We start from the raw sequence: 20,368 nt of genomic DNA on the forward strand, positions 1-20,368 counted from the left end.
TCCTAGAACTCCGGGGTGTGCAGGCTGATGCCGCCCAGTTCGGCGGCTTTCCGCGGCGTCAGGCGGTCGGAGACGAGCGTGGCGCGCGAGTAGAACGCCGGCCGGTCCTGCCGCTCCTGCTTCAACAGCCCGCTGAGCGTGACCTTGACCGCGTACGGCTGCCGTCCGCACTCGGGCCGGCACCAGGCGCCGCTGAGCCCTCCGGTGGCCTCGGCGGTCGCCTCGCCCCAGGACGTCCAGCGCAGGCCGGTCAGGCTCACCGAGTCGGTGAGGACGAAGGAGGCGGGGCGCTGCAGCGGGCGGCGCGCCGCGTCCGAGACGTAGACGGGGTCGGTGACCTCGGCCGGGCCGGACGGCGGCGAGGGGGACACGGCCGGGCCCGCCACCCGCAGGCCGCGCGGGTCGGAGCAGCCGGACAGCAGCAGTGCGGCCGCGGACATCGCGGCGGCGCAGGCGGTCGCGGTGAGTGAGCGCACGTGTCCCTCGGTCGGCTGGGGCGGCTCCGGGGTGCCGCCGGGTCGCCACGGGTGGGCTTTTACGACAAAGGTAGCCGTGTCCGCCCAGAATGCCCCCACGCTAAGCAGCCTGTTTCACGGCGGCCCCACGGCCGTGTAACAGCGTTCCATCGGTGGCCGCAGCATCCGCCCGCGACCGGTCCCGCCCCGGACCCCGCTTGACCCTCCCCCCACGTCAGGCCGCAGCCTTTCCCCGTACGGCACGGGCCGTACGGCGGCCCGCGGGCCGTGGCGCGAAAGGCGGTTCCATGGCGTACTCGGTCGGGCAGGTCTCCGGCTTCGCGGGCATCACCGTCCGCACCCTGCACCACTACGACAAGACCGGCCTGCTCTCCCCCAGCGCCCGCAGCCCCGCCGGATACCGCCGCTACGACGACGCCGACCTGGCCCGCCTCCAGCAGATCCTCTTCTACCGGCAGCTCGGCTTCACCCTCGACGAGATCGCCGCCATCCTCCAGGACCCGCAGGCCAACGCCCTGGACCAGCTGCGCGCCCGGCACCGCCTGCTCACCGAGCAGATCACCGGACTGCGGCGGCTGGTCGAGGTCGCCGAGCGGGCGATGGAGGTGCAGCGCACGGGGGTGGAACTGACGCCCGAGGAACGCTTCGAGATCTTCGGCGAGGTCACCTTCGACCTCAGTTACGCCACCGAGGCGCACCTGAAGTGGCAGCACAGCGCGGGCCACCAGCAGTCCATGGCGCGGGCCGCCGCGCACACCAAGGAGGACTGGGCGCGGATCATGGCCGAGGCGGGCGCGTGGCGGCACCGGCTGCTCGCCGCCTTCGACGCCGGGGAGGCCGCCGACGGCGACCGGGCCATGGACCTGGCCGAGGAGCACCGCACCCACATCACCCGCTGGTTCACGCCGTGCCCCACCGGCATGCACTGCCGCATCGCCGACGACTTCGCGGCCGACGCGCGGGCCTTCGCCCTGGTCGTACCGCCGTCCCAGCAGCGTCCCGGCCTGGCCGGGTACCTGCGGACGGCGGTGTTCGCCAACGCGGTCCGCCACGCACCGGGTCCTCACGCACCGGGTCCTTGTGAAACCACCCCCTCCGAAGCCGTACCGCCCTCCCTTCCGGAGCAGTCATGAAGATCCTCATCACGGCGGCCGGTTCGTACGGTGACGTCGCCCCGTACACCGGCCTCGGCGCCCGCCTCCGGGAGGCCGGGCACACCGTCGCGCTGGCCGCCGACGCCTCGTACGCGCAGCTCGTACGGGCCGCCGGGCTGGAATTCCGGGCACTGCCCGCTGATCCCCGAGGGCGGGCGGATGGCGGTGGCGGGGCCGTCGGCGGGAAGCGGGAGCTGATGCGGCGGGCCGCCGCCTTCGTCCGGGAACTGGGCCCGGGCATCACCGATGCCGCGGCCCAGGGCACCGACCTGCTGCTTCTGTCCGCGACCACGGCCCCGCTCGGTCGGCACGTCGCCGAGGCGCTGGGCATCCCGTCGCTGGACCTGCCCCTCCAGCCGAACGCCCCCACCGGGGAGTTCCCTCCCGTGGTCACGGGCACCCGCTCGCTCGGCCGCTGGGGCAACCGTGCCGCCGGGCGGCTCTCCCTGCGGATCGTCGACCGCCTGTACGCGGACGGGGTACGGGACCTGCGTGCCCGGCTCGGCCTGCCGCCCGCGTCGGCGCGCGCCGTACGCCGGCGCCGGATCGAGGACGGGCGCCCGGTGCTGCACGGCGTCAGCCCCGCACTCGTCCCCCGCCCCGCCGACTGGCGCCCCGGCCTGGAGGTCGTCGGCACCTGGTGGCCGTACGTCGCACCGGACGCCGTCCTCCCGCCCGCGCTGGAGGACTTCCTCGCCGCGGGCCCGCCGCCCGTCTTCGTCGGCTTCGGCAGCATGGCGGCGGGTACGGACGACGGCACGGCCGCGCGGCTGACGGCGAACGTCGTCGCCGCCCTGCGCCGCGCCGGAGTCCGTGGCGTGATCCAGTCCGGCCGGGCGGGCCTGACCGGGCCGGAAGGCGGTACCGGGCCCGAAGCCGCCGACGGCATCCTGACCGTCGGCGAGGTCCCGCACGCCCTGCTCTTCCCGCGTACGGCGGCCGTCGTGCACCACGCGGGCGCGGGCACGACGGCCGCCGGACTGCGGGCCGGGGTCCCGGCCGTACCGGTCCCGGTCACCGCCGACCAGCCCTTCTGGGCCGCCCGGCTGGCCTCGGCGGGCGCCGGTACCGGTCCGGTGCCGTTCCGCGCGCTGTCGGAGGAGGAAGGCGCCGCGGGCCGCTTGGCCGAGGCCATCGGACGCGCCGTACGGGAACCCTCCTACCGCGTCGCCGCCACCGGGATCGCACGGCGCATGGCCGCGGAGGACGGCGCGGGCGAGGTGCTCAAGGCGGTGGAGAACGAAGGGTGAGGGGGCGGGGCGGCCGGGTCCGCAAGGCATCGGCCGCCCCGCCCTCACGTCAGCCCTCCGCGCGTGTCAGCCGTACGGTCACGATCTGGAACGGCCGCAGCGTCAACGCCACCCGCCCGTCCCGCACCTCACCCACGGCCGAACCCGCCGCCTCCCGCTCCAGCAGGTCCGTCTCGACAGCCCCCGCCACCGGGAACCCCGCCGTGAGCGTGGCCGACGCCCGCCCCCCGTGCGACTCGTACAGCCGGACCACGACGTCCCCGCCGCGGTCCTCGGCCAGCTTCACCGCCTCCACGACCACCGCGTCGTCGTCCACCCCGACCAGCGGCTCGACCGGCCCGCCGCCCCGCACCGCGCGCTCGGGCAGGTTGATCCAGTGCCCCTCCCGCACCGCGTCACCGACCGCCGCGCCGGGTGCGAGCGCGTACCGCAGCCGGTGGCGGCCCTGGTCGGTCTCCGGGTCCGGGTAGCGGGGTGCGCGCAGCAGGGACAGCCGTACGGTCGTGGTCTGGCCGCCGTCGGGGCGGATGTCGCGGGTGACGTCGTGCCCGTAGGTGGAGTCGTTGACGAGGGCCGCACCCCAGCCCGGCTCCTCGACCTGGATCCAGCGGTGCGCGCAGATCTCGAACTTGGCGGCCTCCCAGGACGTGTTGGTGTGGGTGGCGCGGAAGACGTGCCCGAACTGGGTCTCGGAGGCGGACCGGTCGGCCTTCACATCCAGCGGGAACGCGGCCTTCAGGAACGTCTCGGTCTCCCGCCAGTCCACCTCGGTGTCGATGTCCAGCACCTTGGCGCCGGCCCGCAGCGTCAGGGTCTGTACGACGGTGGAGCCGTGCCCGAAGGACCGGGCGACCTTGATGCGTACCGCGTCCGGCCCGGACGCGTCGACCGTCAGCTCGTCCACGGCCACCAGGTCGGTGACGTTGTGCCGGTAGAACTCGTCCACGTCCCAGGCGTCCCACATGTTGGGGAAGTCGGGATGGATCTGGAGGAGGTTGGCCGCGGCGCCCGGCGCGACGGCCTCCCGGCCGGCCTCCATGTCGTATGCGGACACGACCAGGCCGCGCGCGTCGATCTCGACGCGCAGCCGGCCGTTGTCGAGCCGGTGGCCGCCGGTGGCCCGGCCGTCCACGGTCAGCGGCTCGACCGTCACCGGGCGTACGGAGACGGGCTCACCGCTCTGCCCGGAGGCCGGCTGCGCACCGCCCGCCGGGACGCCGCCGCGCGCGTGCGGTGCCGCGTTGAAGACGATCTCCCGGTCACCCGGCCCGGCCAGCGCGGTCTGCGCGGCGAGCACCATCGCGGTCAGCTCCTCGCGGACCCGCGCGTACGTGTCGCGGGCCTCCCGGTGCACCCAGGCGATCGACGAGCCGGGCAGGATGTCGTGGAACTGGTGCAGCAGCACCGTCTTCCAGATCCGCTCCAGGTCCTCGTACGGGTAGGCGTAGCCCGGCACCCGTACGGCGGCGGTGGCGGCCCACAGCTCGGCCTCGCGCAGCAGGGACTCGCTGTGCCGGTTGCCCTGCTTGGTCTTGGCCTGGGAGGTGTACGTGCCGCGGTGCAGCTCCAGGTACAGCTCGCCCGCCCACACCGGAGCGTCCGGGTACTCCGCGTGCGCCTTCTCGAAGAACGCGGCGGGCCGCTCGATCTCCACCCGTGGCGAGCCCTCCAGGTCGCGCAGCCGGGCGGCGCGGGCCAGCATCTCGCGGGTGGCGCCGCCCCCGCCGTCACCCCACCCGAAGGGCGCCAGCGACCGTGAACCGCGGCCCTTCTCCCGGTAGTTGCGGGCGGCGTGCGCCATTTCCTTGCCGCCGAGGTCGGAGTTGTAGGTGTCGACGGGCGGGAAGTGCGTGAAGACGCGGGTGCCGTCGATGCCCTCCCACCAGAAGGTGTGGTGCGGGAACCGGTTGACCTGGCTCCAGGAGATCTTCTGCGTCAGGAACCACGTCGAGCCCGACAGCTTCACCAGCTGCGGCATGGCCGCGGTGTAGCCGAAGGAGTCCGGCAGCCACACCTCCTTCGTCTCGATCCCGAACTCGTCCAGGAAGAACTTCTTCCCGTACAGGAACTGCCGGGCCATCGCCTCGCCGCCGACCATGTTGGTGTCCGACTCCACCCACATGCCGCCGACCGGCACGAACTGTCCCGCCTCGACCTTCGCCCGCACCTTCGCGAACACCTCGGGCCGGTGCTCCTTGATCCAGGCGAGCTGCTGCGCCTGCGACATGGCGAAGACGAACTCGGGGTGGTCATCCATCAGGCCGACCATGTTGGACGACGTACGGGCCACCTTGCGGACGGTCTCGCGCAGCGGCCACAGCCAGGCGGAGTCGATGTGCGCGTGGCCGACCGCGCTGATGCGGTGGGCCGAGGCGTGCGCCGGGGAGGCGAGGACGTCCGCGAGCTGCTCGCGCGCCCGCCCCGCCGTGCCGGCGATGTCCTTCAGGTCCACCGCGTCCAGGGCGCGTTCGACGGCGCGCAGGATGCCGTGCCGGCGCGCGTCGGCCACGTCCAGCTCCCGCATCAGGCCGCCCAGCACCTCCAGGTCCTGGACCAGCTCCCAGACCTCGGTCTCGAAGACGACGAGGTCCATCCGCCGCAGCCGGTACAGCGGCGCGTGGCTCGCGGTGAGCCGGTCGCCCTCGTAGGTGGGCCGGTGGTCCGCCAGCACCGGGTTGGAGGCCGCCTCCACGTACAGCTCGACCTCCTCACCACCCGCCGCCGGTGCCGCCACCCGCACCCAGTCGTTGCGCGGGTTGAGGCCCTTCACCGCCTCACCGTCCGCCCGGTAGACCAGGCCCTCGCACTGGAAGCCGGGCATGTTCGCGTCGAAGCCGAGGTCCAGTACGGCTTCGACGGTGCGTCCGGCCCACTCCGCCGGGACCTGCCCGGTGACCCGGAACCAGGTGGTGCCCCAGGCGGGCCCCCACCCCTCCCCGGTCTTCGTCGGCTCGTACTCGGCGGCCAGGCCCTCGGCGGGCGGTACCGGTTCGCCCGGCGCCTCCCAGCGCTCGACCCTCAGCGGCACGGACCGGCTGCGGACGGCGGGCACGATGCGGTCGGTCAGGACACGGCGTAGACGGTGTTCCACGATGCTGCGGTCGTCGTGCATGAGGGCGCTCCGGTGGGTGCTGGGCGGGTACGGGTGGGTGCGGGTCGGGCTTTCCTGCGGTGCGGGCGTGCCGGACGGGCTTTCCGTGTGGTCCGGGCGTGCGGGACGGGCATCCCCCGTGGTGCGCGTCCTGCGGGTTTTCTGCCCCTTGAGCCGGTGGCCTACCAGGTGAATACGGCCGCGGCCGCGGCCGACGGCGTGTACAGCTCCCCGACCGCCCGCACTTCCAGCCGCGTCCCCGGTTCGCCGGGCGTACGCCGCAGCGCGGGCAGGTAGAAGGCGGTGCCGCAGGTCCCGCCGAGGAAACGCCGCTTCCCGTCCGGGAGGACCTGGTGCAGCTCGTAATGCCGTACGGGCACGCCCTTGGCCGACGCCCGCCAGGTCAGCCGGACTTCGGCCACGCCGTCGCCCGTGACGCGCGATGCGGCGGCTTTCAGGGCGCTCGGCGGCGCGGGAGTGTGCGCGGCCGGTTCGCCGTCGCGTACCGCGAGGGCGCCGAGCCGCCAGCGGACCGGCCCTGCGCCGGGCGCGCCCAGCCGCACGCCCAGCGCGTACGCGGTCCGGCCTGGCCCGCCGCCGATCCGTACGGTGGAGGTGACCCAGCCGTCCGCGGCCCGTACGGTCCGGTCGGCGGGGAACCGGCGGAACTCCGGCCGCCCGCCCGCCTTCGCGGGCTCCGCGTACGCCACGGCAGCCTCCACGGTGACCGCCGCCGAGCCCTCGTCGGCGCGGTGGGTGATCTCCAGGACGGTGCCGGTGCGCAGGGGCAGTCGTGTCCGGTACAGCTCCCACGTCACCGCCCTGTCGAGCGTGCCCTCGGCCAGCAGACTGCTCCCGCCGCGCCAGGCCGCACCGAAGTCGAAGCCGACCGTGGGGCGCTGAAAGGTTCCACCGCCGTCCGCCCACAGCGCCCACCGCCGCCCCGGCAGCCGGTCCTGGAGGCCGAGGTGGTTCCACTCGGCCTCTCCGGTCCGCACCCCGCCCTCGTACCAGGCCGTCCCGTGCCCGGTGTTGAAGGCGGTCGCGAACGGTACGGACGTGACGGTGGACCGGTCGGCGACCGTGCGGGCCGCCGGGCGCCAGGAACCCGGCCCGGCGGGTGCCGACGGGTCGGTGTTCCGCCCGCCCCAGAACTGGTCGTCGCGCGCGTGGAACGGCCCGGGCGCCTCGCCGGCCCGCCGCGTCCACTCCGGCCGGTAGAGCCCGTACGACACCACATGATCGCGGCCCTCCGGCACGAAGGCGTCCCAGTTCACACGCGAGTCCCAGCCGTTGGCCTCGACGTCGACGCCCGCCCACAGCTCGTACGGGGAGCGTCCCAGCCGCCGGGCGTACGCGGCCGAGGACACCAGCCGGGCCGCGCTCCACCGGAAGTCCACGAACATCGTGTCGGACAGCTTCTCGGCCCCGCGCTGGAAGAACATCGCGTTCTTGTCGTTGAGCGCGCCCTGCCAGCCCACCCGGCCGTCAGCGTTGAACGCGTCGTACCAGGTGATGCGCAGTTCGGGCGCTCCCTTGCGCAAGGCCTGCACGAAGCCGGCCACCTGCCGGGCCAGCGCGGGGTCACCGCCGTCGGTCTCGCCGTTGAGGAACCAGCCGTCGAAGCCGTACGTACGGGCCACCTGGATCAGCTTGTCCGCGAGCGGGAAACGGCCCAGGGAGTCCTGCTGGACCAGTTCGCGCGTCCACGCCAGCTCGCCGCCGTACGCGGCCGGCGGGAGGAAGACGTTGCCCAGGACGGGCACGCCGTTGCGGTGCGCGGCGTCGATGACGGGGGCGTTGGGGGCGAGGATGATGCCTTCGCCCGAGGAGCCGCCCCAGAAGACCAGTTCGTCCAGGTAGGCCCAGTGGGTCAGGGCGTAGAAATCGGCCTTGGGGCCGCCCTGGGAGGGGTTGCCGGCCGTACCCGCGAAGGAGACGAGCGCCGAGATACGGGCCTGCCCGGCGCGGGCCGTGGGGTTGGCGGGCACCGGCGTGAAACGCCTGGCCAGCGGCACGGTCGCGATGTTGTACGGCAGGTCCGCGTCATCCTGCGGGCGCCAGCTCCTCAGGCTGCGCCACACCGCGCCGGGGTCGGGCTCGCGGCCTTCGGGAAAGCTGTCGGGGAACCAGTAGGAGGCGTACGGCTGGAGGGCGCCGGCCGCCCCGGCCGGTACCGCCTTCCCCCCTCCCCGGGCCGCCACCGCGCTCCCGGCGCCCACCGGAAGCGCCAGCCCGGCACCGGCCGCCGCGGCCCCGGCCACCAGCCCGCGCCGCGACACCCCGGCCGTGCCCGTGGCCGTACCCGTTCTCCTACCCGTGCCCATGCTCGTCCTTCCGATCGTCTGCGCGTCCACTCCGGCCTCCCCGGCCCGTCCGCCGCCCGGCCTGACTCCCGAACCCCGCCTCACTTCACGTCCGACGGCCACACCACCTCCGTGATCCCCCGCCCCGCCAGGTACGCGGCGTCCCGCGCCCGGTCCGCCGGCACGGCTCCCGCCCGTACGCCCTGGTCGGCCAGCCGTACCCACGCCTCGAAGAAGGGGCCGCCCGGCGCGCACACCGACCGGCGCGGTGCGGTACTCGCGTCCCCCGCGTCCAGGACGAGCGCGGTCGTACGCCGCACCGGCCGGGGCGGCTCGGCCCGCAGCCGGGCCGTCATCCCGGCCACCGCCCGCCCCGCCGGCTTGACCTCACCGTCCGAGGTGAACAGCCCGAGGCCGTACTCCAGCTCGGGGAAGTCCGCCAGCTCCCGCGACACGTCGTGCGAGCACCACCAGGTGATGCCGGAGAGGTGTTCGCAGGTCAGGGCGTTCTCGATGGTGGCGGTGGCGAACGCGGCGGCGTGCTCGGGCGGTACGAGCGGGGCGGGTGCGCCGACCTCCTGGAGCCAGACCGGCCGGGCCGGGTCGTCCGCCCAGGCGGCGGCCAGTTCGATCAGGTACTCGGCCAGCCGTACCGTGGCGGTCCCGTCGTGGCCGTGCCGCTGGGCCGTACCGTTGAAGACCCAGGAGTGGATGGTGGTGGCCCGGCCGAGGCGCGCGGCCTGGGCGGGCGTGAAGGGGTGGCCGTCCTGGAACCACACCGCGTCGTACTCGGCGTGGGTGTGCAGCCGCCCGGGCGCGGCCCGCTCGCACACCTCCAGCAGCCGCGCCAGCCACTGTCCGGCCTCCTCGTACGTACACGGATCGGGGTCCGGGTGCGGCGGTCCGGAGAACTGGTTGACCTCGTTCCCCAGCGTCATGCCCAGGAAGTTGGGACGCCCGGCAAGTGACGACGCGAGCGTCTCCAGGTAGCGGGCCGCGCCGTCGACCGCCTCCGGGTCGGTGAACATGTTGCGCCGGTGCCAGGTGCGCAGCCAGGAGGGGACGAAGTCGAAGCTGGACAGGTGGCCCTGGAGGGCGTCCACGGCGACGTCCAGGCCGCACTGCGCGGCCGCGTCCACCAGGTGCCCGAGCTGTTCGACGGCGCGCGGGCGGATGAGGGAGCGATTCGGCTGGAAGACGGGCCAGAGGGCGAACACCCGGACGTGATCCAGGCCGAGAGCCGCGAGCGCCTCCAGATCACGGCGTACGGCGTCGAGGTCGAAGTCCAGCCAGTGGTGGAACCAGCCGCTGCTCGGGGTGTAATTGGCGCCCATACGGAGCGCGGGACCGGCGGACGACCTCACATCGCTTCCCTTCACGTCTTCAGCGCTCCTTCTCACGTCTTCAGCGCCCCCTCGCCCACGCCCCGGAAGAAGAACCTCTGCAGCGCGAAGAAGAGCGCCGTCATCGGGAGCAGCGCGGCCATCGCGCCCGCCGCGATGAGCCGCTGGTCGTTGACGGTGGTGGCCCCGGCCAGCGATTTCAGCCCGAGCTGGAGGGTGTAGTGATCGCTGTCGGTCAGCACGATCAGCGGCCACAGGAAGTCGTCCCAGGCACCCATGAAGCTGGTCAGGCAGACCACCGCCAGCGCGCCCTTCGCGGCCGGCACGAAGACCTTCGTGAAGCGCTGCCACTCGTCGGCCCCGTCCAGCACCGCGGCCTCCTCCACCTCCTGCGGTACGGCGAGGAAGGCGGCCCGCATGATCATCAGGTTGAGCACGGAGACCGCGCCCGGCAGCCACACGCCGACGAGCGTGTCCACCAGCCCCATCGAACGGACCGTGAGGAACATCGAGATCATCACGGACTCGAAAGGGAACATCAGCGTCGCGACCAGCACCGTGAAGACGATCCGCCGCCCGCGCCACCCGGCCCGGGACAGCGCGTAACCGCCCATCGCGGCGAACACGCAGTTCGAGGTGACGGCCAGCGCCGCGACGATCAGCGTGTTGCCGACGTAGTGCAGCAGGGGGAAGGACTCGGCGACCCGTACGTAGTTGTCCAGGGTCGGCTGACTGGGCAGCACACCCCCGTACACATTCTCCCCGCGCCCCTTCAGCGACGTCAGGAACTGCCAGACGATGGGCCCCAGCGTCACCACCAGCATCAGGCACAACGTCAGGTAGCGGCCGGTCAGCCCGATCGCCGCCTTACGGCCGCGGCCCGCGGCAGGGGCGCGCCGGGCCCGCCGTACATCCGGCGAGGGCAGAGCGGTCTCCCCTCGCCTCCCTTCGACAGCGGTCACCTCTCGTCTCCCTTCGACAGCCGGTGCCCCAGCAGGCTGAACACCAGCGTCAGCAGGAACAGCAGGATCGAGATCGCCGCCGCGTAACCGGTCTCGCCCGCGAAGCCCAGCCCGACCTGCCGGATCAGGAACGGCAGCGTCCGGGCCCCGCCGCCGGGGCCGCCGCTCTCCCCGCCGAGGATGTAGATCTCGGTGAACACGCGCAGCGCGGAGATCGCCGACAACGTGCCGACCAGCAGCATCATCGGCTTCACACTGGGGATGGTGATGCTGAAGAAGCGGCGCAGGGCCCCCGCACCGTCGAGCGCCGCGGCCTCGTACAGCGACGCCGGTACGTTCCCCAGCGCCGCGAGGTAGAAGACCATGTAGTAGCCCAGGCCCTTCCAGACCGTGACGATCATGGCGGACACCAGCAGCATCGTGGAATCGGTCAGGAACGGAACCGGCCCGGAGATCAGATGCAGCTTCTGGAAGACGGTGTTGACCAGGCCGTCACTGCGCAGCACCCACTGCCAGATCAGCCCGACGACGACCGCCGACGCGATCACGGGCGTGTAGAAGGCGGAACGGAAGAAGCCGATCCCGGGCACCTTCCGCTGTACGAGGACGGCCAGCGCCAGCGGCAGCAGCACCAGACAGGGCACGACGACGGCCAGGTAGACGACACTGTTGACCGTCGCCGTCCAGAAGTCGGGGTCGTCGAGCGCCCGCCCGTAGTTCTCCAGGCCGACGAACCGGCCGCCGCGCAGGATCTGCGCGTCGGTGAGCGACAGGATGACCGTGTTGACGAACGGCCAGAGGCTGAAGAGCACCACCATGACCAGGCCCGGCAGCAGGAAGAGGTACGGCGTCCACCAGCGGCGGTGGACCAGGCCCTGCTCGTTGCCCTGGGCTTTGACTCGGCGAGTGACGCTTCGGGGGGTGCGATGGATTGCGCTTCGGGGGGCGAGTCGGGTGATGCTTCGGGAGGCGCGGCGGGCGGCGTTTCGGGCGGCGCGGCGCTCGGCGGCGGGAGCGGCCGGCACCTCGGGTGCCGCCGGGCCGGGCGGCACGGCCGCCTTCCCCGGCCGCCCCGCTGCCTCATCCACACGCTCGGTGGGTGCCATCACCGATCACTGCCGCTTCTGCTTCTGCTGCTGCGCGAGGATCTTGTTGGCCGCTTCCTGCGCGTTCTTGACCGCCGCCGCGGAGTCCTCTTCCCCCTTGATCCCCTTCTGCATCTCCCGCACCACCGCGTCACCGACCTGAGTGGTCCACTCCACCGGCGTGTTGGCGTCCAGCCGGGCCGCCTTCAGCTCCTCGGCGCCGATGTTCCGCGCCAGCGTCTCGGGGTCCTTGCCGTCGCCCCGGTCGGCGAAGTACGGATCGGCGAGACCCTTCGCGTTCGACGGGTAGATCGTCACCTGCTTCGCGAACGCCACCTGGTTCGGCCCGTTGGTCACCCACTTCGCGAACTCGGCCGCCGCGTCAGGATGTCTGGTGTCCTTGCGCACGCCCAGCGACTGCGTGTAGATGCCGATGTGCTGGAGCGTCCCCGTGACGGCCGGGGCCACCCGCGTCTTCGCGTACGCGGAGGGAGAGTTGCGCTTGACGTCCTTCAGGACGCCCGGTGACCCGGGCCCGAACACCAGCTTCCCCGCCCCGTAGAGCTGCGCGAGGTCGTCGGCCTTGGTCAGCGACTCCTTCGGCATCGCCCCCATCGCGTACAGCTTCTTCATCCGCTGCACCCACTCGACGGCCTTGGGCGTGTCGAAGGCGAACGCGTTCTTCTCCTTGTTCAGGACCGGCACGCCCATCTTCTGCCAGTCACCGGGCAGCCGCCCCTTCGGGTCCGCCATGAACGCGCTGTACCGGCCGCCCGACGCCTTCGCGATCCGCTCCGCGTAGCCGAAGAACTGCTCGACGGTGGTGGGCGGCTCGTTCACGTCGAGCCCGGCCTCGGCGAACAGCTCCTCGTTGTACGTGAGGATCTCGGGCGTCACGTACCACGGGTATGCGTAGACGCCGTCCCCCTTGCCCGGCAGCTTGTACTGCTCCCAGGCGCCCGGCACGTACTCCTTCGCGACCTTCGGGTCGAGCTGCGCGACGTCCGCGAGCATGCCCCGGTCGCCGAGCAGCTGGAAGGAGTCGGTGTTCAGGTTGACCACGTCCGGCAGCCCGCCGGCCTGCGCGTCGGCGACGAGCTTCTCGTTGTAGCCGTCACCGGGCACGTCCTCCCAAGTCACCTTCACGTCCGGGTACTTCTTCTCGAACGCGTCGATGACGCCCTGCACGTACGCGGTGAAGTCCGGCTTGAGCTGCAACGTACGGAAGGTGATCTCACCGGAGACCTTGCCGGTCCGCTTCGGCTGCCCCTCGGCGGCCGGGGAACCCTCGGCGCCGCCGACGCCGCAGGCGGCCGTGGCCGACATCAGGGCGGCCGCGAGAGCGGTGGCGAGCACGATCCGGGAACGGTCGTGACGGACGCGCCGGTGGTGACGGGCACGACGGTGCCGGCGATCGTGCCGTCCGTGCCGTTCCTGTCCTTCGTGGCGGCCGTGCCGGTCGTTGCCTACGGGAGCCAAGTGCCTGCGCGTCATGGTCACTCCTGCGTCAGGGAAACGCTTCTGCCCGGGAGGCACGTCCCCGTGAGGGAGCGCTCCCGCGTCGGGGAACCGCGAGGAAAATGCGAAGAGCCACGCACGGACCGGAACACGACCGGCCGCGCCGCCGGATGGCGGTGCCAACGTTGTCGTCCACTCCCCCTCCCGTCAATGCACCCGCCCCGACTTTCCGCCCACAGCCCCCACTCCACCCCGTCCCCTCTCCCGCCCGAACCCCTCCGCACCCCCTCCACGCCACCCCTCCCCGCCTGCACTAATGCGCTAAAGCCAACGCTCCCCGCCTCGGCCGTCTCAATTCCATAACGCAGCCCACGAGTTCACGCCCCGCCCCCTCCCCGCACAGCGATTGACTTCCCACCCCCACGCCGTGATCCTGAAGCACCTAAAGCGCTTTACCCTGCCCCACTAATGCGGTTTAGCGCGACAGCTCACCCCACCCCCAGCCTCACCCTTGAGACCGCATCCGCCGGCCCCGCCCCACCCGCCGGACCGACCGGAGGAGCTGCGTACGACATGACCACCGGCCCCCCGGCCGCGAACGCCGACGGCCCCCGCTTCCCCACGGCTGCCCCGCGCCGCCGCCCGACCATGAAGGACATCGCCGAACGCGCCGGCGTCTCCCCCTCGGCCGTCTCCTTCGCCCTCAACGACCGCGACGGCGTCTCCCCCGGCACCCGCGCCCGGATCCGTGAGGTAGCCGAGGAACTGGGCTGGCAGCCCAACAGCGCCGCCCGCGCCCTGTCCGGCGAACGCTCCGGCTGCGTCGGACTCGTCCTCGCCCGCCCCGCCCACACCCTCGGCGTCGAATCCTTCTTCCTCCAGCTGGTCTCCGGCATCCAGGAAGCCCTCGCCGCCCGGCGCGTGGCGCTCCTCTTCCAGGTCGTCGAGAACCTGGAAGCCGAGTGCGCGACCTACCGCCGCTGGTGGGCCGAACGCCGCGTCGACGGCGTCCTGGTCGTGGATCCCCGCACCGAAGACCCCCGCCCGGCCCTCCTCACGTCCCTGGCACTGCCGACGGTCGTCATCGGCGATACGGAGGCGGGGGCGGGGTCCGGGACGAGGCCGGACACAGAGCCGGGCCCGGCCCCCGCCCCCGAAACCCCGCATCCACCCGCACCTCCACCGTCGCCCCCACCAACAACACCACCACCCCCATCACCACCGTCACCCCCCACCGCCCCCCTCTCCACCATCTGGGCCGACGACGCCGCCGCGATGCGGTCGATCATCGACCACCTGTACGCGCTCGGCCACCGCCGTATCGTGCACATCGCCGGTCTGCCCGGCCTCGCCCACACCGCACGCCGCGTCGCGGCCCTGCGCGCCGAGGCCGCCCGCCTCGGCCTGGACGCCGCCGACGTCCGCTCCGTCTCCACGGACTACTCCGACGAACAGGGCGCCGAAGCCACCCGCCGCCTGCTGGCCACTCCCCGCCCGCCCACCGCGATCGTCTACGACAACGACGTGATGGCCGTGGCCGGCGCCGCCGTGGCCGCTGGGAGCGGCGTTCCCGTACCCGGCGCCCTGTCCATCGTCGCCTGGGACGACTCACCCCTGTGCCGTGTGACCCATCCGCGCCTGACCTCGCTCGTACGCGACACCGCCGGGTTCGGCCGCCTGGCCGCCCAGGAACTCCTCTCCCTCCTCGACGGCGCCCCCACCCGCCGCCTCCAGGCCGAACTTCCCCACCTCGAAGCGCGCGAGAGCACCACCCGCGCGCCCTGATTCCCCCGATCGCCCGCCCTGATTCCCCTTCCTCCCCGGCTCACCCCTGTTACCACCCGGTACGGGGAACCTCTGCGCCGTTCGGGCGCCCCCCGCGTGTTTCCGGATGCGTTCACCCGTCACAGGGCGTGTCCTCGCAACTATGAACTGGCTCCGCAGACGACTCCTGCTGCACGGCGTGGTCCCGGCGGCCCTCGGCACCGTCCTCGGCCTGACCGTGACCGAGGCGGTCCCGGCCGTACCGGCGGGCCCGTGGACCCGTCCGATCGCCGTCAATGCCCGCATCAGCTCGCCCTACGGCGTCAAGGGAAACTGGGCCGCCGGCCACCACACCGGCGTCGACTTCGCCGTCCGCACCGGCACGCCGGTCTCCTCGGTCGGCTCCGGCACCGTCGTCCTGGCCAAGCGCTCGGGCGACTACGGCCTCGCCGTCACCATCCGCATGACCGACGGCTACTACACCCTCTTCGGCCACCTCTCCCGCATCACGGCCCGTGTCGGCCAGCGCGTACGGGCCGGCACCCGCATCGGCTACAGCGGCGCCACCGGCCGCACCACCGGCCCCCACCTCCACTTCGAGGTCCGCAGAACCCGCCACTACGGCTCCGACATCAACCCCCTCACCTACCTGGCCCGCCGCGGCATCCGCCTGAACCATCGCTCCCTCCCCCACTAGCCCAGCCCCCCTCCCTCCCCCTACTGCTCCCCCTCCCCCTCCCCCTTCTCCTTCTCCTTCCCCTCCCGCTCCGGCAGCCCCTCGACCTCCGCCCGGTCGTACCGGCCGAGGCGCCCCGGCACCAGACCGTTCCGCTCCGCCGCCACCTCGAACTTTCCGGCCGACCACCCCAGCAGCGCCGCGGCCTCCTTGGCCGTCACGCTCCGCTCCAGCCACTGCTGCCGGTCGTCCACCACGCCCGCGACCAGTTCCCCGTCCAGCCCGTCAAGGCTCTCCAGGCTGAACATCGGATAGCCCCGGAACTCCCCCACCGGCCGAAGGTGCCCCAACCCCGCCAGGACCCGCACGTCCTCCCGCTCGACCTCCAGCTCCATACGCTCGGCCAAGTGCTTCGCCGCGTCGATCGACCCCAGCCCGGGATGGTCACCGAGCTCTTCCCGGATCTCCTCCACCCGCCCCCGCAGGCTCTCCACGACCTCCCGCGACCAGCGCTTGCCGTCCACGTCCGGCGGCGGAATCATCCCGCGCTGCTCGGCCCGGCCGACCTGCCACCGCTGGAGCTCCAGCTCACCCGCCAACTGGTGCGGCCCGAACGACTCCCCCTTGACCGGCTTGCGGCGCCCGGACTTCCCGGCGTCCTGCGCCATCACGTAGTTCTCGTCCCCCACCACGGCCAGGATCTCCTCGACCCGGTCCGGCAGCGTCTTGGCCACCCCCTCCGACCACCGCTCGTCCCCCACGTCGGGCGGCGGAATCAGCCCCCTGGTCTCGGCACGCCGTACATGCCGCGGCTCGATCCCCAGCCACTCGGCCAGCTGATGCGGCCCGAACGCCCGTTCCTTGGCCATGCGCCCTCCCGTTGCCACCGCCATCGGATACCGGGTCAAGTACCCACGACGAAGCCCCACCGGCCCCGCAGGCAACAACTTTAGAGCCAGGCACCGACATGCAACTGGCCTGTGGATAACCGCTGTCCCGCCTTCGTCGGGCACCCGGATCGGCACGGTGGGCACACTGCCGGATCGTGGCGCAGCGAAGGCGCCGACCGAGCGTGTTCGACGGTGGCCGGGCTCGCCCCTTGTGGGACGAGCCGCATGGTGGAGCACGCTGGTACGGTTCTGCGCGGCGTTGTCACCGGCCCGATCAGCGGAATTCGACAGAATCGCGCCGGGCCGGATCGCGCAGCCGGCCGTCCGATCCGGCCAGTGGGTTCGCTCGCTGCCGTGGTGATTGCCGGTGCCAAGGTCGCGGCCATTGCACAACTGGCCGTCATGGCGGCTGAGGTGATCGCAGCACAGGCCGCGGCGCCGCTCACCTTCGGGCTGTCCGAACTCGGCGCCCTGGGAGCCACACAGGCGACACGGCTGATCGTGAGAAGACCGCTCAAGGAAGCCGAGCAGCAGATCGTCTCCGAGCTGCCGGCGATTGCCCAGGCCCCGATCATCAACGCGCTGTCGGACATGGCAGGCGACCTCGCCATCCAGGCAGCCGGTAACGCTCTCGGGACCCAGAAGGGGTACGACTGGGGCGCGGTGGCCGACTCCGGTATGCACGGCGCCAAGGACTCGCAGCTCGGTGCTGCCATACCTGGGGGCAAGTGATCATCAAGCAGGCAGAACGCCAGCTGCGGCAGCACTTGCGCGATGTCCAAAAGGGCCTCAATCAGATGTCCCGCAACCACGCGGAAAATGACAAGGCCCTGGCAGACATGATCAGCCGAATCCACACCCGTTCAGAGGCGCAGGACAATGCCCGCAAGGGTTGGACCGACCGAGCCAAGGGGCCGAACAACAGCCTCAAGCCAGTTACCGTTCCGGGACGCTGGAAGCCCGGTATGCCAAAGACCCAGTTCGCTCGTAAGGCGCAGCAACTCCACTCCCTGGGCCGTCGCGGGGAGCTTTACAAGGCGACAAACCCAGTGTCACGTGACAAGAAGATCACAGATGACTACAAGGGCGCCTTGATGCGCATCATCAGCAATAACCATAAAGACAATCCTGATCTCGCCGAGGAAGCTCGCCGGCCAGCGAGAGCCATGCATCCCGATCACGTCCAGGAACTTCAATCCGGCGGCCGTGATCACTGGGAGAACATCAGAGTGCTGCACGGCGGCACCAATACCGACATCGGCAATCATCAGATATGGCCAAAAATCAGAGACTTGCCCGATGGGACACCAATAAAAGTCAAGGTGAAGCGGAAATGACCGCCGCCGACATTCCCCTGCTCGCAGGCGTGCCCGCCGGCGTCGGCGAGTTGCTGGCCGTCGTCGACGGCATGTACCTCGAACACTCCACCCAGCTCTTCGGGAGTGATGAGCTGCCGGGGCGTCAAGTGGGGGACACCCTGGCCAGCGCCCAGCTCCCGGACGGCAGCCACCTCGACGATGCGTCCACGTCCTTCTGCTTCGGCGAGGCGGCGAGCAATCCGCTGCTGGTGGACGAGCGGGACGGCGGCGTGTGGCGAGTTCCCGACGACGGCGTCGTCTGGTACACCGACTGCCGCTTGAAGCGGGTCGCCGACAGCGTTGAGCGCTTTTTCACCACCTGGGTCATCACGGATCGTTTTCCGGATCTCGCCGGGCTGACTCCGGACGATGCAGCGGACAATGATTGGTACCGTCTGCTCAAGCTGAGCGGCCTGGCGTCCTGACGCGAACGCGACCCCCGCTCGCCCGCCCCGCCAGGCTTTTGTGAGAAGCATCGTGGCCACACGCGCCGAACTGACCGATATTTTCGGAGCCGAGGGGGTGATCTACCTGCCCCGCAGTGAAGCGGCTGCCGCCGGCATCTCCGATGTTGACGCCCAGGTTCTGTGCGACGTGGGGCCTCCTGCGGAACTCCCAGTGATCTTCAGCCTCGACATTCCCGGGGATCCATCTGCATTCTCACTCGTGCCGGTGGACACGGGTGAGGAAATCACCACCGTCCTGTGCCTCGGCGGCCCGTCCGGGAATGTCGAAATGCGGTACTGCCTCGACATGGAGGACGGGTACGTCATCCTCCTGACCCTCGGCCAACAGGCGGCAGCGGAGATCATCAACACCACCGTGGAAACGTTCGTCGAGTTCCTGTACCGGTACGGCCTGCGGCTGAAGCACATCGCAAGTGCCGACGATCAGCAGGCCGACGAGTACACCAGGCAGCTGCGGCTATACCTTGAAGCGCGCGACCCGCAGGCGTTCGCCGAGGAAGACAACTGGTGGAGCATGATTTTCGATCGCCTGCCGGGTAAGGAGTTCCGAGAACCGGCTGGACGCTTCCTCACCAGGCGGCGCCGCAGGGCGGGCAGCCGGCACGGGCGAAACGACGCATCGGCGGACAGCCCGCCGGACCCGCCCCTTCCTGCCTCGGGCCGCCTGCAGAGCCCACCGCAACGCAAAGATCCCGGCCGGACGGTGACCGTCTGACCGGGATCTCATGGGCCGTTCACGGTGTGACCGCGAAGCCCGTCGGTGGACCTGAGGGGATTCGAACCCCTGACCCCCTCGTTGCGAACGAGGTGCGCTACCAGCTGCGCCACAGGCCCTTGCGACGAGTGAAACTCTAGCATCCCTGTCCGGGTGCTCAAAAATCGCTTCCCCTGCTGGTCAGCTGTGCAGGGTCACTCGTTCGCCGCGCGGGGGCGGTCGGGGTCGGCGTACTGGTCGAAGAGGGGGGTGCGGCCTCGGGTGCGGCGGCCGGGGGCGGGGCGGCGCTGGGAGGCGGTGGACGGGGACGGCTGGGGGGTCTCGGTGGCCGGGCCGGAGCGGGCGGAGCTCCAGGCGTCGTCGGCGTCGAGGTCGACGTGGCTGGTGGCGCGCGGGGCGACCGGGGCCGTGACGTACGTCGGGAGCGGGACCGGGACGGGGTCCCAGCCGCCGGGCTCGGTGCGCTCGCGTTCGCGCTGCTGGTCCACCCACTCCGCGTGGTCGGTCTCCTCCACCAGGGCGCGGCGGCCGGCCGTCGACGCCGGCTCGGGGCGGGCGGCGGGCGCGGCGGGGTGCGCCGGGGCGGGGGGCGTGGCGGCGGCGTCCTCAGCGGGAGCTTCGTCGGCGGGGGGCTGCTGGGACGCCTGGTGAGGGCGTGGCCTGCCCTCCCGCAGCCGTTGCGCTGCCGCCTCCGCCTGGCGCTGGTCCATGGTGAAGGTGAAGCGGCGCCGTTCCTGGGCGCGGAGGTAGACGATGTACGCGCTGAGGAGTATGGCGGGGATGGCCGGCGCCCAGAGGAAGGCGAGGCCGCCGACGGCCGCGACGACCGTGCCGACGGTGAAGGCGAGGAAGAGGACGGTGGTGGTGCGCCGACGGCGGGCCAGCACCTTGGCGCGCTTCATGCGGTCGGCGGTGGAGATCCGTCCGAAGGCGGGCTTCTTCCCGGGCCGGGGCGCCGCCCCGGACACGGCGGCGCCTGCGGAGGCGGGCCGGCCGCCGGGCGTCGCGCTGCCGGCCGCGGCCGCCGGCTGGTGGCGTGGAGCGGCGGGCGGGGCGTCGTCGGCGGGCGCGTCGAAGTCCCGGACGTCGGCCTCCTCGGCCGCGGCGTCCGGCTCACGCGCTTCGCCCGCATCGTCGGTGGGCCGGTCGCCCTGCCCTTCCAGCCCCTTGGCGTAACGGCGCTCCATGGCCGCCCGTCCGGACAGGAGCCGGATGGCGGTACTGAAGCGCTCCGTCGGCCGGGCTTCATTGAGCTCGTCCTGCCTGCGGAGCCACATCGGCACCAAGTAGGCGGCCCAGGCCCCGACGATGACTGCGTAGATGAGGCCGCTGCTGCTCACGTCTCACACGGTAGAGGGGTTTGCAGGGGGCCA

The 20,368-nt window shown here is 72.1% G+C and carries 17 protein-coding genes and 1 tRNA gene; 8 read left to right on the forward strand and 10 right to left on the reverse strand.

Annotated features, from left to right (window positions below):
* Positions 1–2: 2 nt before the first annotated feature.
* Positions 3–476, reverse strand: coding sequence for a hypothetical protein (locus ACZ4Z1_RS04215; protein ID WP_468485038.1), 474 nt, complete (start codon positions 474–476; stop codon positions 3–5).
* A 287-nt stretch (positions 477–763) separates the two neighbouring features.
* Here ACZ4Z1_RS04215 and ACZ4Z1_RS04220 point away from each other — a divergent pair, with 287 nt between their 5' ends.
* Together ACZ4Z1_RS04220 and ACZ4Z1_RS04225 are read left to right on the forward strand one after the other, a co-directional pair.
* Positions 764–1,609 (forward strand): MerR family transcriptional regulator, encoded by an 846-nt coding sequence (locus ACZ4Z1_RS04220; protein ID WP_468485039.1) that lies wholly within the window; start codon positions 764–766, stop codon positions 1,607–1,609.
* Positions 1,606–2,880 (forward strand): glycosyltransferase, encoded by a 1,275-nt coding sequence (locus ACZ4Z1_RS04225; RefSeq protein WP_468485040.1) that lies wholly within the window; start codon positions 1,606–1,608, stop codon positions 2,878–2,880. Before ACZ4Z1_RS04220 ends, ACZ4Z1_RS04225 begins: the two co-directional genes overlap by 4 nt.
* Before the next feature lie 49 nt (positions 2,881–2,929).
* Here the strand turns inward: ACZ4Z1_RS04225 and ACZ4Z1_RS04230 are convergent, their stop codons facing one another.
* The 6 genes from ACZ4Z1_RS04230 to ACZ4Z1_RS04255 all read right to left on the reverse strand — a co-directional run bounded on the left by ACZ4Z1_RS04230 (position 2,930) and on the right by ACZ4Z1_RS04255 (position 13,161).
* A complete protein-coding gene (locus tag ACZ4Z1_RS04230) occupies positions 2,930–5,992 on the reverse strand; it encodes an alpha-mannosidase (RefSeq protein ID WP_468485041.1) in 3,063 nt (1,020 codons plus the stop codon).
* 161 nt (positions 5,993–6,153) lie between these two features.
* A complete protein-coding gene (locus ACZ4Z1_RS04235; RefSeq protein WP_468485042.1) occupies positions 6,154–8,298 on the reverse strand; it encodes an endo-beta-N-acetylglucosaminidase in 2,145 nt (714 codons plus the stop codon).
* A gap of 80 nt (positions 8,299–8,378) precedes the next feature.
* Entirely contained in the window at positions 8,379–9,611 is a 1,233-nt protein-coding gene (locus tag ACZ4Z1_RS04240) for a glycoside hydrolase 5 family protein (protein WP_468485402.1), read from the reverse strand.
* A gap of 62 nt (positions 9,612–9,673) precedes the next feature.
* Positions 9,674–10,582 (reverse strand): carbohydrate ABC transporter permease, encoded by a 909-nt coding sequence (locus ACZ4Z1_RS04245; protein ID WP_468485043.1) that lies wholly within the window; start codon positions 10,580–10,582, stop codon positions 9,674–9,676.
* Positions 10,579–11,454: a carbohydrate ABC transporter permease gene (locus tag ACZ4Z1_RS04250; RefSeq protein ID WP_468485403.1), complete on the reverse strand. Its 876-nt coding sequence runs from the start codon at positions 11,452–11,454 to the stop codon at positions 10,579–10,581. The genes ACZ4Z1_RS04245 and ACZ4Z1_RS04250 overlap by 4 nt, the downstream gene beginning before the upstream one ends.
* A gap of 240 nt (positions 11,455–11,694) precedes the next feature.
* Positions 11,695–13,161: an ABC transporter substrate-binding protein gene (locus ACZ4Z1_RS04255; RefSeq protein ID WP_468485044.1), complete on the reverse strand. Its 1,467-nt coding sequence runs from the start codon at positions 13,159–13,161 to the stop codon at positions 11,695–11,697.
* A 537-nt stretch (positions 13,162–13,698) separates the two neighbouring features.
* Here ACZ4Z1_RS04255 and ACZ4Z1_RS04260 point away from each other — a divergent pair.
* Positions 13,699–14,910 (forward strand): LacI family DNA-binding transcriptional regulator, encoded by a 1,212-nt coding sequence (locus tag ACZ4Z1_RS04260; protein ID WP_468485045.1) that lies wholly within the window; start codon positions 13,699–13,701, stop codon positions 14,908–14,910.
* Positions 14,911–15,052: 142 nt separating this feature from the next.
* Complete coding sequence (locus ACZ4Z1_RS04265) at positions 15,053–15,586, forward strand: M23 family metallopeptidase (RefSeq protein WP_468485046.1); 534 nt, start codon at positions 15,053–15,055, stop codon at positions 15,584–15,586.
* Between the two features lie 20 nt (positions 15,587–15,606).
* On the opposite strand, the gene ACZ4Z1_RS04270 is transcribed toward ACZ4Z1_RS04265, so the two are convergent.
* Positions 15,607–16,434: a hypothetical protein gene (locus tag ACZ4Z1_RS04270; protein ID WP_468485047.1), complete on the reverse strand. Its 828-nt coding sequence runs from the start codon at positions 16,432–16,434 to the stop codon at positions 15,607–15,609.
* Between the two features lie 246 nt (positions 16,435–16,680).
* On the opposite strand from ACZ4Z1_RS04270, the gene ACZ4Z1_RS04275 reads away from it, so the two are divergent.
* From ACZ4Z1_RS04275 to ACZ4Z1_RS04290, 4 genes are read left to right on the forward strand one after another with little or no spacing between them, the layout of a single operon-like run.
* Entirely contained in the window at positions 16,681–17,187 is a 507-nt protein-coding gene (locus tag ACZ4Z1_RS04275; RefSeq protein WP_468485048.1) for a hypothetical protein, read from the forward strand.
* The gene (locus ACZ4Z1_RS04280) at positions 17,184–17,792 is read left to right on the forward strand and encodes a hypothetical protein (RefSeq protein WP_468485049.1); all 609 of its coding nucleotides are present in this window, start codon (positions 17,184–17,186) and stop codon (positions 17,790–17,792) included. The genes ACZ4Z1_RS04275 and ACZ4Z1_RS04280 overlap by 4 nt, the downstream gene beginning before the upstream one ends.
* Positions 17,789–18,238, forward strand: coding sequence for a hypothetical protein (locus tag ACZ4Z1_RS04285; RefSeq protein ID WP_468485050.1), 450 nt, complete (start codon positions 17,789–17,791; stop codon positions 18,236–18,238). The genes ACZ4Z1_RS04280 and ACZ4Z1_RS04285 overlap by 4 nt, the downstream gene beginning before the upstream one ends.
* A 52-nt stretch (positions 18,239–18,290) precedes the next feature.
* On the forward strand, positions 18,291–18,995 hold the full coding sequence (locus ACZ4Z1_RS04290; protein WP_468485051.1) for an SUKH-4 family immunity protein: 705 nt from the start codon (positions 18,291–18,293) through the stop codon (positions 18,993–18,995).
* 46 nt (positions 18,996–19,041) lie between these two features.
* Here the strand turns inward: ACZ4Z1_RS04290 and ACZ4Z1_RS04295 are convergent.
* Together ACZ4Z1_RS04295 and sepX are read right to left on the reverse strand one after the other, a co-directional pair.
* Positions 19,042–19,114, reverse strand: a tRNA-Ala gene (locus ACZ4Z1_RS04295).
* Positions 19,115–19,189: 75 nt separating this feature from the next.
* On the reverse strand, positions 19,190–20,335 hold the full coding sequence (gene sepX / locus ACZ4Z1_RS04300) for a divisome protein SepX/GlpR (RefSeq protein WP_468485052.1): 1,146 nt from the start codon (positions 20,333–20,335) through the stop codon (positions 19,190–19,192).
* Positions 20,336–20,368 lie beyond the last annotated feature (33 nt).

Source organism: Streptomyces sp. NPDC030165, assembly GCF_055573595.1.

Coding starts and splice junctions, on each gene's coding strand:
- ACZ4Z1_RS04220 (WP_468485039.1), top strand. CDS start 764: ATGGCGTACTCGGTCGGGCAGGTCTCCGGCTTCGCGGGCATCACCGTC.
- ACZ4Z1_RS04225 (WP_468485040.1), top strand. CDS start 1,606: ATGAAGATCCTCATCACGGCGGCCGGTTCGTACGGTGACGTCGCCCCG.
- ACZ4Z1_RS04230 (WP_468485041.1), bottom strand. CDS start 5,992: ATGCACGACGACCGCAGCATCGTGGAACACCGTCTACGCCGTGTCCTG.
- ACZ4Z1_RS04235 (WP_468485042.1), bottom strand. CDS start 8,298: ATGGGCACGGGTAGGAGAACGGGTACGGCCACGGGCACGGCCGGGGTG.
- ACZ4Z1_RS04240 (WP_468485402.1), bottom strand. CDS start 9,611: ATGGGCGCCAATTACACCCCGAGCAGCGGCTGGTTCCACCACTGGCTG.
- ACZ4Z1_RS04255 (WP_468485044.1), bottom strand. CDS start 13,161: ATGACGCGCAGGCACTTGGCTCCCGTAGGCAACGACCGGCACGGCCGC.
- ACZ4Z1_RS04260 (WP_468485045.1), top strand. CDS start 13,699: ATGACCACCGGCCCCCCGGCCGCGAACGCCGACGGCCCCCGCTTCCCC.
- ACZ4Z1_RS04265 (WP_468485046.1), top strand. CDS start 15,053: ATGAACTGGCTCCGCAGACGACTCCTGCTGCACGGCGTGGTCCCGGCG.
- ACZ4Z1_RS04270 (WP_468485047.1), bottom strand. CDS start 16,434: ATGGCCAAGGAACGGGCGTTCGGGCCGCATCAGCTGGCCGAGTGGCTG.
- ACZ4Z1_RS04275 (WP_468485048.1), top strand. CDS start 16,681: ATGGTGGAGCACGCTGGTACGGTTCTGCGCGGCGTTGTCACCGGCCCG.
- ACZ4Z1_RS04285 (WP_468485050.1), top strand. CDS start 17,789: ATGACCGCCGCCGACATTCCCCTGCTCGCAGGCGTGCCCGCCGGCGTC.